The sequence below is a fragment of the Donghicola tyrosinivorans genome (assembly GCF_003003355.1).
Classification (GTDB): Bacteria; Pseudomonadota; Alphaproteobacteria; order Rhodobacterales; family Rhodobacteraceae; genus Donghicola; species Donghicola tyrosinivorans.
On the sequence record NZ_PVTQ01000011.1, the window covers coordinates 109,235 to 121,619 of the forward strand.

Here is a 12,385-nt window from a genome sequence, read left to right on the forward strand (position 1 = left end):
GGATGGTATACCATTCGACCGCAGGGCCACACTCAAGCGTGGTTCTTAGGGATAAATCGGCGGCAGAGGAGGCCGCCATAGGGAGGATTACGAATGAAACTCAGCAAGCTTCTTGCATCCGCAGCTCTGGCCGCCGTGGCCGCTGGTGCCGCATCGGCAGCAGACGTGACCCTGCGCATCCAGACGCACTACGCGACCGAGCATCCCTCGGGCAAACTGGCAGCTGGCTTTGTCGATGACATCCAGACCATGTCGGGCGGCGAGATCGCGATCGAGATGTTCTACAGCTCGTCGGTTGTTGCGACCACCGAGACCTGGGATGCGGCTGTGAACGGCATTCTGGACTGTGACATGACCGGCGGCGCTTACCAGACCGGTAAGAACCCTGCGTTCCAGTTCGTTGGTGACATCATGGGTGGCTATGACACCCCCTGGCAGCAGATTTCGTGGCTGTATTACGGCGGCGGTTATGACGCGGCTCAGGCACTGTACAACGCAAACGGCATGCAGCTGATCGGCTGGTGGCTCTACGGTCAGGAATCCCTGTCGTCGTCCAAGCCCATCGCAGGCCCCGCAGATCTGAAGGGCTGGAAATTCCGTTCGCCCCCGGGCCTGGAGACCGAAATCTTCACCGAAATGGGCGCAACGCCCATCGTGATGGACTTCACCGAGATCTTCACCGCGCTGGAAACCGGCATCATCGACGGTGCGGACGCTTCGGGCCTCTACAACAACGTTGGCCTGGGTCTGTATGACATCGTGAAGCACGCCACCTACCCCGGCTTCCACTCGATGCCGTCGGACCACCTGGCATGTAACAAAGAAGTATGGGACGGCCTGAGCGAGAAGCACCGTCGCATCATCGACACTGCGATGCAGAAACTGACCCTGCACACCGCTCTGTCGAACGAGAAGAAGAACGCCGAAGCAGCAGCTGAACTGGCCGCAAACGGTGTGACCCTGTACAACTGGTCGGAAAAAGACCGCGCAGACTTCCGCGCGGCCGCCCAGAAAGCATGGGACGGTTGGGCAGCCAAGACCCCCGAGGCAGCGGCGCTGGTTGAAAGCCACCGCACCTACCTGGGTCAGCTTGGCCTGCTGGCAAAGTAATCCGGTCTTAATACAAGACCTTACAGCCTGAACCCCTTCGGCGGGCCAGTCGCCCTGGCCCGCCTTTTCTCACCCGGACATATGCGTCGGGTGACAGGCCGGGAGATTTTTTCATCATGGTTACCGAAAGCGTTTGGCTAGGGTCCCTCAGAGGACCGGTCAAAAAGGGCATGATCGGCTTTACTGCTCTGACACTTCTGCTGTTCGTTGGCATCCTAGCCATGAACGCGGTGTCTGCCGAACCCATCACGATGTTTGACATGATCCGACCCAAGGGCAAGCCCATGGTCCAGATCTTCCTTGCATCGATGTCACTTGCACTTCTGTTTGGTTCTCTCTTCCTGTCCGATACCGTCGGCGCGATCGAGGACAAGCCCAGTGGTTTCTTCGACTACCTCAGCCTTGTGACCTCGCGTCTGGCGATGATCTCGATCGCCTTCGTTGTGATCGTCATGTTCTACGAGGTGGTCGCCCGCTACGCGTTCAACGCCCCGACCCTCTGGGCGAACGAACTGTCTCTGTGGATCGCGTCTTTCATCTTCCTGCTGGCCGGCCAATACGCCATGCAGCAGCGCAGCCACATCCGTATCTATGTCATCTATGACATGTTCCCCCGCTGGATGCAGAAAGTGGCGGATGTGATCTCGGTCTCGCTGATCGTCATCTTCACCTTCACGCTGGTCTGGGGCGGCTACAATGACGCCATGACCCGTATGCTGCGTCTGGAAGGCTTTGGCACCGCATGGGATCCGCCGATCCCCGGCACCGTCAAACCCGCAATTCTTTTCATTATCGTTCTGGTGACCATTCAGGCCGTCTCGAACCTGATCGCCGACTGGAACAAAGCACCCGAGCACCACGCCCATGACGATATCGACGAAACCGAGATCGAAATGCTGCGCCGTACTCTGGAGGACAAGTAATTATGGTTGATATCGGAACCCTCAGCCTCATCCTGCTACTCGGGATGTTCGCGCTGCTGGCGATCGGGATGCCCCTTGGCTTTGCCTCGGCCTTCCTTGCGGTCGTCACGCTGGTCCTCAAGTTCGACGTCGACATCCTGTTCAAGACCTTCGGCAAGGGACCGTTCTCGGTTCTGGGACAGGCGGTCTACCGCCAGATGACGAACTACGTACTGATCTCGGTGCCACTGTTCATCTTTATGGCCGCTCTACTTGAGAGGTCAGGCATCGCTCGGGACATGTACAGCTCGCTGAACACATGGCTTTCGCGCACCCGTGGGGGTATCGCTCTGGTGACCTCGCTGATGGCGGTGATCATGGCGGCCATGTCCGGCATCATCGGCGGCGAAGTGGTTCTTCTGGGCCTCATCGCCCTGCCCCAGATGCTGCGTCTTGGCTATAACCAGAACCTCGCAATCGGCACCATCTGTGCGTCGGGCTCGCTGGGTACCATGATCCCCCCGTCGATCGTTCTGATCTTCTACGGTCTGGTGACCGAGACCTCGATCAAGGCCCTGTTCACCGCGTCGTTCCTGCCCGGTTTCATGCTGGCGTCGTTCTTCATGGTCTACATCCTTGTACGTACCCAGATGAACCCCGACATGGCACCCCTGCCCGCCGAAGATCCTTCTGCCCCCAAAGGCGGTGAAAAGGGTCTGATGTTCCTGGGCTTCCTTGGCCGTCTGTCGATCTGGATCATCGGTGCCCTGATCCTGCGCAACCTGTTCTTCACCGTCACCGGCATGAACGAAGTTGTCGAAGGCGTTGATCCGATCCTGCTTGGGATGGTCTCTGACCTGCCCTATCTGGCAGGTGCCCTGATCCTGTCGCTGGCGGTTGTCTTTGTCATCGTCGGCAAGGCGCGCACCAACGAAGGTTGGGAAATGGGCAAAGGTCTGGTCGCTCCCATCGTGGTGATCGGCGTTGTGCTTGGCTCGATCTACGGCGGTATCACCGGCATCACCGAAGCCGCTGGTATGGGTGTGGTTGCGGTCTTCGTGATCAGCGTCCTGCGCCGCGAGATGACCTTTGACATCGTCTGGGACAGCCTCATGCGTACGCTGAAGTCGACCGGCACCATCATCTGGGTGACCATCGGCGCTGCCGCTCTGGCTGCTGCATATACTCTGGCCGGTGGTCCGACCTATGTGGCGAACCTGATCGTGGGTTCGGACCTGCCGACCATGGGCGTGATCTTTGTGATGATGTTCATCTTCCTGATCATGGGCATGTTCATGGACTGGGTTGGTATCGTGCTGCTGATCATGCCGGTGTTCCTGCCCATCGTACTGCGCCTGCCCGTGGACGAGATCGGGTATCTGGGTCACCTTCAGCCCCAGCACGTCGCAGTCTGGTTCGGTGTGGTCTTCTGTATGAACATGCAGGTCAGCTTCCTGTCGCCGCCCTTCGGCCCCGCAGCCTTCTACCTGAAGTCCGTGGCTCCGGCACACATCAGCCTGACCGACATCTTCCGTGGGTTCCTGCCGTTCATCGCGATCCAGCTGCTGGCCCTCTCGGTCCTGCTGATCTGGCCGCCGATTGTGACGCTGTTCCTCTAACGGACCTCTGACAAAGGGGCGGCGCGGTAACCCGCGCTGCCCCGCCTCCACGACCGACCGGCAGCGGTTCTGCCGGACCCATTTCCGCCCCGTCCGATGCCTTTTACGGCGATCCGGGGCACCGGCCCGAAACAGGCCAACGTACATACCTTTGCCATACGTCTGCCAGACGCGAACCAGACCCTGATTTTTCGACCGTTTGCGCCTCCCAGACTCCCGCGATTTGGAGACCGCCATGAAGACCGTCCGCCTCTCGGAAGCAGACAATGTCGTCACCGCCAAAGCCCCTCTGGAAGTGGGTCAGGAAGGTGCCATCCAGCCCATTCCCCGCGGCCACAAGATGGCCACGCAGGACATCGCCAAAGGCGCGCCGGTCCTGAAATACGCGCAGCTGATCGGCTACGCCGCCGAGGACATCGCCAAGGGCAGCCACGTCCACACCCATAACCTTGAGTTCCGCAATGTGGACATGGCCTATGAGTTCGGAACCAACCTGCGCCCCGTGGAACCGTCTGAAAAGATTGATACTTTCATGGGCTACCGCCGCGCAACGGGACGCGTGGGCACACGGAACTACATCGCGGTTCTGACCTCGGTGAACTGCTCGGCCACGGCGGCGCGGATGATCGCGCAGCACTTTACCGACGACAAACTGGCCGCCTATCCCAACGTAGACGGCGTGGTCGCCTTTGTCCACGGCACCGGCTGCGCTATGGGCGGCGACGGTACGGGGTTTGAGCTCTTGCAGCGCACCCTTTGGGGCTACGCCCGCAACCCCAACGTGGGCGGCGTTCTGATGGCAGGTCTGGGCTGCGAGATGATGCAGATCGACTGGCTGATCGAGGCCTACGGCCTCACCCCCGGTCCCCTCTTCCAAACCATGAATATTCAAGACGTTGGCGGCCTGCGCCGCACCGTGGAACTGGGTATTCAGAAGATCACCGCCATGCTGCCAGAGGTCAACAAAGCCACCCGCCAGGAATGCCCCGCGTCCGAGCTGATGGTGGCCCTGCAATGCGGCGGATCGGACGCTTGGTCCGGCATCACCGCCAACCCCGCCGTCGGTTACGCCTGTGATCTGCTGGTCGCCCAAGGCGGCACCGGCGTTCTTGCTGAAACTCCTGAAATCTATGGGGCAGAACACCTGCTGACCGCCCGCGCCGCCAACCGCCAGATCGGCGACAAGCTGATCGACCTGATCCACTGGTGGGAAGGCTACACTGAACGCAACGGCGGCAGCATGGACAACAACCCCAGCCCCGGCAACAAAAAGGGCGGACTGACCACCATCCTTGAGAAATCCTTGGGCGCGGCAGCCAAAGGCGGCACCACCCCGCTGAATGGCGTCTACAAATACGCAGAACCCGTGACCGCCAAGGGCTTCACCTTTATGGACAGCCCCGGCTACGATCCCGCCTCGGTCACCGGCCAGATCGCAAGTGGTTGTAATCTTGTGTGTTTCACCACCGGACGCGGCTCGGCCTTCGGGGCGAAGCCTAGCCCTTCCATGAAGGTCGCCACCAACACCGAGATGTACAGCCGTCTGCACGAAGACATGGACATTAACGCCGGCACCATTATCAGCGACGGCACGACCGTCGAACAGGTCGGCCGCGAGATTTATGAGATGTGGCTGCGCATGGCATCGGGCGAGCAGTCGAAATCCGAGGCTCAGGGCCTTGGTGATTACGAATTCGTCCCCTGGCAAGTCGGAGCCGTGATGTGACGGCACAGCTTCCTCTTTGCGTGATCGGCGGCGGTTCCATCGGGATGCGCCATGTGGAGGTCGCCACCAAGTCCGAGCAAATCGCGCTGACTTGCGTGGTCGAACCCCACGCCCCCCGCCGTGCAGAGTTGCAGCAAATGGGCCTGAATGCGGTGGCCAGCATCGACGATGCACCAAGTGAAACCTGCGCGGCGATCTCGGCCACGCCCACCCAATTGCACCACGAAAGCGGCCTGCAGATCCTTGGCAAAGGTTGGGCGGGGATCATTGAAAAGCCCCTGACCGGCACTGTGGGCGAAAGCGATGCCCTGATCGCCGCGGCGGGCGATGCGCCCCTCTTTTGCGGCCACCATCGCCGCTGCCACCCGTTCAGCGTCGCCGTTCGTCAGGAACTGGCGCAGATCGGGGATATCGTCGCCGTGCAGGGCCTGTGGTCCCTGCGCAAGCACAACACCTATTACGACACGCCGTGGCGCTGCCAACCGGGTGCAGGCGTGATGATGACCAACCTCAGCCACGAATTGGACCTCATCCGCTTTATGGTCAGCGAGATTGCCAGTGTGCAGGCCATGGTCTCGAACGCGCAGCGCGGCTTGGCGGTCGAGGATACCGCCGCCATCAACCTGCGCTTTGCCAGCGGCGCTTTGGGCCAGTTCCTGATGTCGGACGCGGGCGCCTCACCTTGGGCGTTTGAGGGCGCGACAGGTGAAAACCCCGCCATCGCCGCCTCGGGCGAGGATTATGTGCGCATCATCGGCACCGAAGGCGCGGTTGCCTTCCCGTCCCTGACCCGCTGGGGTCGCAGCGACTCCGGTGAAATCGAATGGTCCAAGCCCCTGCGCCGCCATGAGGGCCAGAGCTTTGCCAAGATCGATCCGCTTCTGGCGCAGATCGAACGCTTTGCCGCCGCGGTGAACGGGGTATCAGATGACGTGCTGTGCACCCTGCAAGACGGGCGGGCAGCACTGGAAATGACATTGGCCGCCAAGCTTTCCGGCGCAACGGGACAGCCCGTCGCCGCAGGCGAAGTGCCACAAGATTACACGGGCGCATAACGCGCCAAAAGACGGAGATAACACCATGCGTTTGCAGGGAAAAAAGGCATTCATCACCGCAGCAGGCCAAGGCATCGGCCGCGCCATTGCCGAACACTACGCCCGCGAAGGGGCCATCGTCACCGCCACCGATCTGAAGGCAGACTTGCTGGACGGTCTGGATGTGGCCAAGACCATGGCGCTGGACGTGACCGACAAGGCCGCGCTGACCGCCGCCATCGAAGAGGCCGCGCCCGATATTCTGGTGAACTGCGCAGGCTTCGTTCACGGTGGCACCATTCTGGAAGCCAAAGATGACGAGTTCGACTTTGCCTTCAACCTGAACGTCCGCGCCCAGTTCCACACCATGCAGGCCGCCCTGCCCGGCATGATCGCCCGTGGTGGCGGGGCCATCGTGAATATCGCCTCGGTCGCCAGCAGCATCATCGCCGCGCCGAACCGCTGCATCTACGGGGCATCGAAAGCGGCTGTTATCGGCCTGACAAAATCGGTCGCGGTGGACTTCGTCAAACAAGGCATCCGCTGTAACTGCATCTGCCCCGGCACCGTAGACAGCCCTTCGCTGCACGACCGCCTGCGTGCGATGGGTGACTATGAAGAGGCCCGCAAAGCCTTTGAGGCCCGCCAGCCCATGGGTCGCATTGGCACCGCCGATGAAATCGCCCATCTGGCGGTTTACCTTGGCTCGGACGAAAGCGCCTTTACCACCGGCCAAGCCCACATCATCGACGGCGGATGGGCCGCCGCCTAAAAGGAGGCCCGATGGGCACGTCGAAACCCCGCGAGGAACGCTCTACCGCTGGCCTCTTACTAATGGCGCTGGCGGTCGGGTTCTTTACCTGCATCGATACCTCGGCCAAATGGCTGATCCTGTTCGGATTGCCCACGCTACAGGTGGTCTTTGCGCGCTATGCGGGGCACTTCATTCTGGCGTCCCTGTTCTACCTCCCCCGTGAGGGGCGCAGCGCGCTGGTGTCGAATGCGCCCGCGAAACAGATCCTGCGCTCGGCCTTTCTGCTGGGATCGACCGTCATGAATTTCATGGCACTCAGATACCTGCCAATCACCGTCACCACGACAATCTTCTTCGCCGGTCCCATCGTGACCAGCATCCTTGCCATCCCGATCCTAGGCGAGAAGGTTGGTATGCGCCGGATCATCGCCATCTGTGTGGGCTTTAGCGGCGTTCTGGTGGTGATGCAGCCTTGGGGCGCGGCGTTCCATCCAGCGATGTTCTTCAGCATCGCAGGCCTCTTCTGTGCCTCGCTCTATTTCATCATGACGCGCCTTCTGGCGGGGGTCGAGGCGAACGCCACCCAGCAAATCTGGTCCAGCGGCGTCGCCATGGCAGCTTTGGCCCCGTTTGCCTTGCAGAACTGGATCTGGCCGGACACCCTGCAAGCGTGGCTGGTCTTCTGCTTTATCGGGTTCTTCGGCTTTACGGGTCACGCCATCGCAACCATCGCGCACCGGTGGGCGGATGCGTCCTTGCTGGCCCCTGTGGTCTATGTGCAGGTCTTTATGGCCACCCTTGCGGGCATTCTGGTCTTTGACACATGGCCCACGGTCTGGACCCTTGGGGGCGGCGCGATCATCATCGCCTCCGGCCTTTATATCTGGCAGCGCGAGCGCAAGATCAAAGGCTGATCCCCCTCTTCCACACTTGGACAAAAAAAGACCCGCCAGACAATGCTGGCGGGCTCTAGTCGTCCGGGTTTACACCCAACAGGAAGCACGAAATTGGTTAACGAATGGTTAACCGCGCCCGATATAGGGCATGTTTGTTGCCATCACGGTCATGAACTGCACGTTCGCATCCAGCGGCAGTTCGGCCATATGCAGCAGCGAGCTTGCGACGTGTTTGACGTCCATCACAGGCTCGACCGCCATTGATCCATCCGCCTGCGGCACCCCTTGAGTCATGGCCTGCGCCATGTCGGTCAGGGCGTTGCCGATGTCGATCTGTCCGCACGCGATGCTATAGGGCCGCCCGTCCAGCGAGATGCTGCGCGTCAGGCCAGTGATCGCGTGTTTGGAGGCGGAATAAGGCGCCGAGCCCCAACGTGGCACATAGGCCGAGACCGAACCGTTGTTGATAATCCGGCCCCCTTGGGGGGCCTGTGCCTTCATCCGCGCAAAGGCAGCGCGGGCACAGATAAAGCTGCCCGTCACGTTGATGTCGATCAGGTTGCGCCACGCTTTCACGTCCACCTCGTCGATGGTGGTCCCTTTCAGGGCCACACCGGCATTGTTGAACAGCGCGTCGATCCGGCCCCATGTGGCCAAAGCCTTGTCAAAGGCCGCGTCAACCTGCGCCTCGTCGGTCACATCGCAAGGCAGTGCCAGCGCATTCTCATGGCTGTCTGCCATAGCCTGAACGCTTTCAGGCGTGCGACCAACAATGCCGACCTTCCAGCCGTTAGCCAGAAAATGCTCGGCGCAGGTTTTGCCGATGCCGCGAGCCGCGCCGGTGATGATGATAGATTTGGACAAATGCTCTTCTCCCCCTAAGAGGCCGCGCGTCAGTGGTTGTCGCGCGGCAGGTCCTTACACACTTTCTGATAAGCGGTTGCCAGTTCCAGACAGCCCCCCTTGTCGAGCTGCCCCACGTGGGTGCGGTAGATCTCTTGCCACGGGGTCTGGTGCTTGATCTCGGGGGCTTCCCAAGCATCAATCCGCGCCTGCCACTCGGCCTCATCCACAAGGGCGTTCATGGTCGAGTTGTTCAGGTCCAGACGCACCATGTCACCGGTCTTCAGGTAGGCCAGACCGCCGCCCACAACCGATTCAGGCGAGGCGTTCAGGATCGACGGGCTTTCCGAAGTCCCCGACTGGCGACCATCGCCCACGGTGGGCAGGTGGTTGATCCCCTGCTTCAGCAGAGCATCTGGCGGCTGCATGTTGACGACTTCGGCGCTGCCCGGATAGCCCACGCAGCCCACACCACGGATGAACAGGATGCATTTCTCATCGATGTTCAGCGAGGCATCATTGATGCGATCGTGATAATCTTCGGGGCCTTCAAAAACGATGGCCCGCGCTTCATGCACGCCCTCGTCACCGGGATGGGACAGAAAGCGCTTCTGGAAGTCCGCCGAGATCACCGAGGTCTTCATCAGCGCACTATCAAAGAGGTTGCCCGACAGCACCTTGAAGCCAGCGTTCTTGCGCAGCGGCGCGTCATAAGTGGTGATGACCTTCTGATCCTCAGAGCCCAGACCTTCAAGGTTCGCGCCCATGGTCTTACCAGTAGCAGTCATTGCGCCTTCGTGGATGTGACCAGCCTTTTTCAGTTCGGCCATCACGGCGGGAACGCCGCCTGCACGGAAGAAGCTTTCGCCCAGATATTCACCAGCAGGCTGCATGTTGACCATCAGCGGGATTTCGAACCCGACGGTCTGCCAGTCCTTCACATCCAGCTCGACGCCAGCGTGACGGGCAATCGCCTGAAGGTGCGGCGGGGCGTTCGTTGAACCGCCAATCGCGCTGTTGGTTTTGATTGCGTTTTCAAAGGCTTCATGGGTCAGGATGTCAGAGGGCTTAAGGTCCTCATAGACCATCTCAACGATCCGTTTACCGGTCTGATAAGCCATCTCCATCCGCTCGCGGAAGGGCGCAGGAATGGCCGAGTTACCGGTCAGCGACATGCCAAGAGCCTCGGCCATAGCGTTCATGGTCGACGCGGTGCCCATGGTGTTGCAATGCCCAAGAGAGGGCGCGGAAGAACACACACGGCTGATGAATTCGTCATAGTCAATCTCGCCTTCGGACAGCAGACGGCGGCTTTCCCAGACGATGGTGCCAGAGCCAGACCGCTTGCCTTTCCACCAGCCGTCCAGCATGGGACCGCCGTTCAGGGCAATCGCGGGCAGGTCAGCCGTGGCCGCGCCCATCAGCATGGCGGGGGTGGTCTTGTCGCAACCGGTGGTCAGCACGACGCCGTCAATCGGGTAGCCGTGCAGAACCTCGACCAGCCCCAGATAGGCAAGGTTGCGGTCCAGCGCAGCGGTCGGGCGCTTGCCGGTTTCCTGAATGGGATGCACGGGGAATTCCATCGGCACGCCGCCAGCGGCACGGATGCCGGCCTTGATACGGTCCATCAGGAAAACGTGGATCTTGTTGCACGGCGCAATATCCGAGCCGGTGTTCGCAATACCGATGATCGGCTTGCCACCTTGCAGCTCTTCGCGGGTGTATTCCTGGTTCAGGTAACGCTCAAGATACAGCGCAGTCATGCCCGGATTATTCGGGTTATCGAACCACTCTTGCGAGCGGAACTGCTTGTTCGCACGGGTATTAGACATAATTTCCCCTCCCAAGAAAATCCCCCCGCCCCTGCGAATCCCGTTGCGGGGCGGCGGTTCTTCAACAAAACTCATTTGGTATACCAAGTGCAAGATAATTTTGGTATACCAGAATCTGCGAGGCCACTCGCAAGGGAGGATACTTATGACTTTTCGCATGGGCGCGGTCTGCGCCGTATGCCTTGCTGCCTTCATGACACCGGCAACTGCCGAGGTCTCGATCGAGGCAGTGGACACCTGTCTGGAACAAGCGTTCACAGCAGGTACAAACCCCAACGAATGCGTGGATCAGGCCCATCAGACCTGTGGCACCATGCCCGAGGATATGCACTCGGCCTCGGCCCTGTGCTTTACCAAAGCGCGTGAGGATTGGGGCGCAGGCATTGCCGCACAAATGGACGCGCTGAAGGCAAAAGCCGACGACAAAATCATGTCCATCGCGGGAATCGAGGTGAAGTACGATATCCTCTCCAGCCTGCTACAATGCGACCGGATGGAAGAGTTGAACCGCCTTTCCGACCAAAGCGGTGAGCTGATCCTGCGCCAGAAGGCTGGCTGCGAGTCCACTGCCTCAGGTCTGGCCTATGTGCGGCTGGTCTGGCGTTCGCGTTCGCTGAAATGACAGAACTGACCGCGCGAAGAGCCTTCTGGCGCGGCTATCTGGACTGTGCGCCCTTCATCCTGATCGTGATCCCCTATTCAATGCTGTTCGGAGTGGTGGCGCGGGATGCGGGACTGGATCTGTTCCAGACCATGTCGATGACCATTTTGGTGATCGCAGGGGCTGCGCAGTTCACAGCACTGGCGCTGCTGCAAGACAATGCACCGGTGTTCATCGCCCTGCTGACCGCTTTGGCGGTGAACCTGCGGATGGCGATGTATTCGGCAGCCCTTGTCCCGCACATCGGCCATGCACGGTTCAGCGTGCGGGCATTGATGGCCTATCTCATGGTGGATCAGGCCTTTGCCGTCTGCGTAAAAACTTATGAAGAGCGCCCCGACATGCAGCCCGCCGCCAAGGTGGCTTATTACTTTGGCTGCATGATGCTGATCTGCCCGTTCTGGTACGGCTTTACATTCGTGGGTGCCTATGTGGGACAGGCCATTCCGGCCTCGCTGTCGTTGGATTTCGCCCTGCCTATCTGTTTCATAGCTTTGACCGGCCCGCTGCTGCGGTCGGTGCCGCACTATGTGGCGGCGCTGGTATCGGGCGTGGCGATCCTGTGCTTTGCGTGGGTGCCGTGGAACCTTGGCATCATGGTCGCCGCAACACTGGCAATGATCAGCGGCGCACAGACAGAACTTTACCTGCGTCGCCGCGCGGCGAAGGGGGCGGCATGATTTCCGATCTGGATTTCTGGGTTCTGACCATCCTTCTGGGGATCGGCACCTTTCTGATCCGCTTCTCGTTCCTCGGGATTTTCGGCGGCAAAAAGATGCCCGAATGGGCGCTGCTGCACCTGCGTTATGTGGGCGTTGCGGTGTTTCCTGCCATCTTCACACCGCTGGTGGTCTGGCCGCCAGCCACCGAAGGGCAGATCGATCCGATCCGCCTGACCGCTGCCCTTGCCGCCTTGCTGGTGGGGCTACGGGTGAACGTCATTTTCTCCATCATTGCGGGCATGGGTACATTTTACGCCCTCCGCTTTTTCTTCTGATTGAAAGGCCG

At 60.4% G+C, this 12,385-nt stretch carries 12 protein-coding genes; 10 read left to right on the forward strand and 2 right to left on the reverse strand.

From position 1 onward, the window contains the following. Positions 1–93: 93 nt before the first annotated feature. The 7 genes from CLV74_RS15285 to CLV74_RS15315 all read left to right on the forward strand — a co-directional run bounded on the left by CLV74_RS15285 (position 94) and on the right by CLV74_RS15315 (position 8,059). Positions 94–1,110 (forward strand): TRAP transporter substrate-binding protein, encoded by a 1,017-nt coding sequence (locus CLV74_RS15285; protein ID WP_106266445.1) that lies wholly within the window; start codon positions 94–96, stop codon positions 1,108–1,110. Between the two features lie 116 nt (positions 1,111–1,226). Beyond that, entirely contained in the window at positions 1,227–2,033 is an 807-nt protein-coding gene (locus tag CLV74_RS15290; protein WP_106266447.1) for a TRAP transporter small permease subunit, read from the forward strand. A gap of 2 nt (positions 2,034–2,035) precedes the next feature. Next, entirely contained in the window at positions 2,036–3,631 is a 1,596-nt protein-coding gene (locus CLV74_RS15295) for a TRAP transporter large permease (protein ID WP_106266449.1), read from the forward strand. A 235-nt stretch (positions 3,632–3,866) separates the two neighbouring features. Continuing rightward, positions 3,867–5,357, forward strand: coding sequence for a UxaA family hydrolase (locus tag CLV74_RS15300; protein ID WP_106266451.1), 1,491 nt, complete (start codon positions 3,867–3,869; stop codon positions 5,355–5,357). After that, positions 5,354–6,412 (forward strand): Gfo/Idh/MocA family protein, encoded by a 1,059-nt coding sequence (locus tag CLV74_RS15305; RefSeq protein ID WP_106266453.1) that lies wholly within the window; start codon positions 5,354–5,356, stop codon positions 6,410–6,412. Before CLV74_RS15300 ends, CLV74_RS15305 begins: the two co-directional genes overlap by 4 nt. Before the next feature lie 25 nt (positions 6,413–6,437). Beyond that, positions 6,438–7,163, forward strand: coding sequence for an SDR family oxidoreductase (locus tag CLV74_RS15310; RefSeq protein WP_106266455.1), 726 nt, complete (start codon positions 6,438–6,440; stop codon positions 7,161–7,163). Between the two features lie 11 nt (positions 7,164–7,174). After that, on the forward strand, positions 7,175–8,059 hold the full coding sequence (locus CLV74_RS15315; RefSeq protein WP_106266457.1) for a DMT family transporter: 885 nt from the start codon (positions 7,175–7,177) through the stop codon (positions 8,057–8,059). A gap of 108 nt (positions 8,060–8,167) precedes the next feature. Here the strand turns inward: CLV74_RS15315 and CLV74_RS15320 are convergent, their stop codons facing one another. Beyond that, a complete protein-coding gene (locus tag CLV74_RS15320; RefSeq protein ID WP_106266459.1) occupies positions 8,168–8,905 on the reverse strand; it encodes an SDR family oxidoreductase in 738 nt (245 codons plus the stop codon). A gap of 29 nt (positions 8,906–8,934) precedes the next feature. Next, the gene (locus CLV74_RS15325; protein ID WP_106266461.1) at positions 8,935–10,716 is read right to left on the reverse strand and encodes an IlvD/Edd family dehydratase; all 1,782 of its coding nucleotides are present in this window, start codon (positions 10,714–10,716) and stop codon (positions 8,935–8,937) included. Positions 10,717–10,861: 145 nt separating this feature from the next. Here CLV74_RS15325 and CLV74_RS15330 point away from each other — a divergent pair, with 145 nt between their 5' ends. From CLV74_RS15330 to CLV74_RS15340, 3 genes are read left to right on the forward strand one after another with little or no spacing between them, the layout of a single operon-like run. Then, on the forward strand, positions 10,862–11,338 hold the full coding sequence (locus tag CLV74_RS15330) for a hypothetical protein (RefSeq protein WP_106266463.1): 477 nt from the start codon (positions 10,862–10,864) through the stop codon (positions 11,336–11,338). Beyond that, positions 11,335–12,057, forward strand: coding sequence for an AzlC family ABC transporter permease (locus tag CLV74_RS15335; RefSeq protein WP_106266465.1), 723 nt, complete (start codon positions 11,335–11,337; stop codon positions 12,055–12,057). The genes CLV74_RS15330 and CLV74_RS15335 overlap by 4 nt, the downstream gene beginning before the upstream one ends. Continuing rightward, positions 12,054–12,374, forward strand: coding sequence for an AzlD domain-containing protein (locus tag CLV74_RS15340; protein ID WP_106266467.1), 321 nt, complete (start codon positions 12,054–12,056; stop codon positions 12,372–12,374). The genes CLV74_RS15335 and CLV74_RS15340 overlap by 4 nt, the downstream gene beginning before the upstream one ends. The last annotated feature ends 11 nt before the right edge of the window (positions 12,375–12,385 follow it).

What these genes read in the sequence shown, in the direction of transcription:
- CLV74_RS15310 (WP_106266455.1), top strand. Translation starts at nt 6,438, where the DNA reads ATGCGTTTGCAGGGAAAAAAGGCATTCATCACCGCAGCAGGCCAAGGC.
- CLV74_RS15285 (WP_106266445.1), top strand. Translation starts at nt 94, where the DNA reads ATGAAACTCAGCAAGCTTCTTGCATCCGCAGCTCTGGCCGCCGTGGCC.
- CLV74_RS15330 (WP_106266463.1), top strand. Translation starts at nt 10,862, where the DNA reads ATGACTTTTCGCATGGGCGCGGTCTGCGCCGTATGCCTTGCTGCCTTC.
- CLV74_RS15325 (WP_106266461.1), bottom strand. Translation starts at nt 10,716, where the DNA reads ATGTCTAATACCCGTGCGAACAAGCAGTTCCGCTCGCAAGAGTGGTTC.
- CLV74_RS15300 (WP_106266451.1), top strand. Translation starts at nt 3,867, where the DNA reads ATGAAGACCGTCCGCCTCTCGGAAGCAGACAATGTCGTCACCGCCAAA.
- CLV74_RS15340 (WP_106266467.1), top strand. Translation starts at nt 12,054, where the DNA reads ATGATTTCCGATCTGGATTTCTGGGTTCTGACCATCCTTCTGGGGATC.
- CLV74_RS15315 (WP_106266457.1), top strand. Translation starts at nt 7,175, where the DNA reads ATGGGCACGTCGAAACCCCGCGAGGAACGCTCTACCGCTGGCCTCTTA.
- CLV74_RS15290 (WP_106266447.1), top strand. Translation starts at nt 1,227, where the DNA reads ATGGTTACCGAAAGCGTTTGGCTAGGGTCCCTCAGAGGACCGGTCAAA.
- CLV74_RS15335 (WP_106266465.1), top strand. Translation starts at nt 11,335, where the DNA reads ATGACAGAACTGACCGCGCGAAGAGCCTTCTGGCGCGGCTATCTGGAC.
- CLV74_RS15295 (WP_106266449.1), top strand. Translation starts at nt 2,036, where the DNA reads ATGGTTGATATCGGAACCCTCAGCCTCATCCTGCTACTCGGGATGTTC.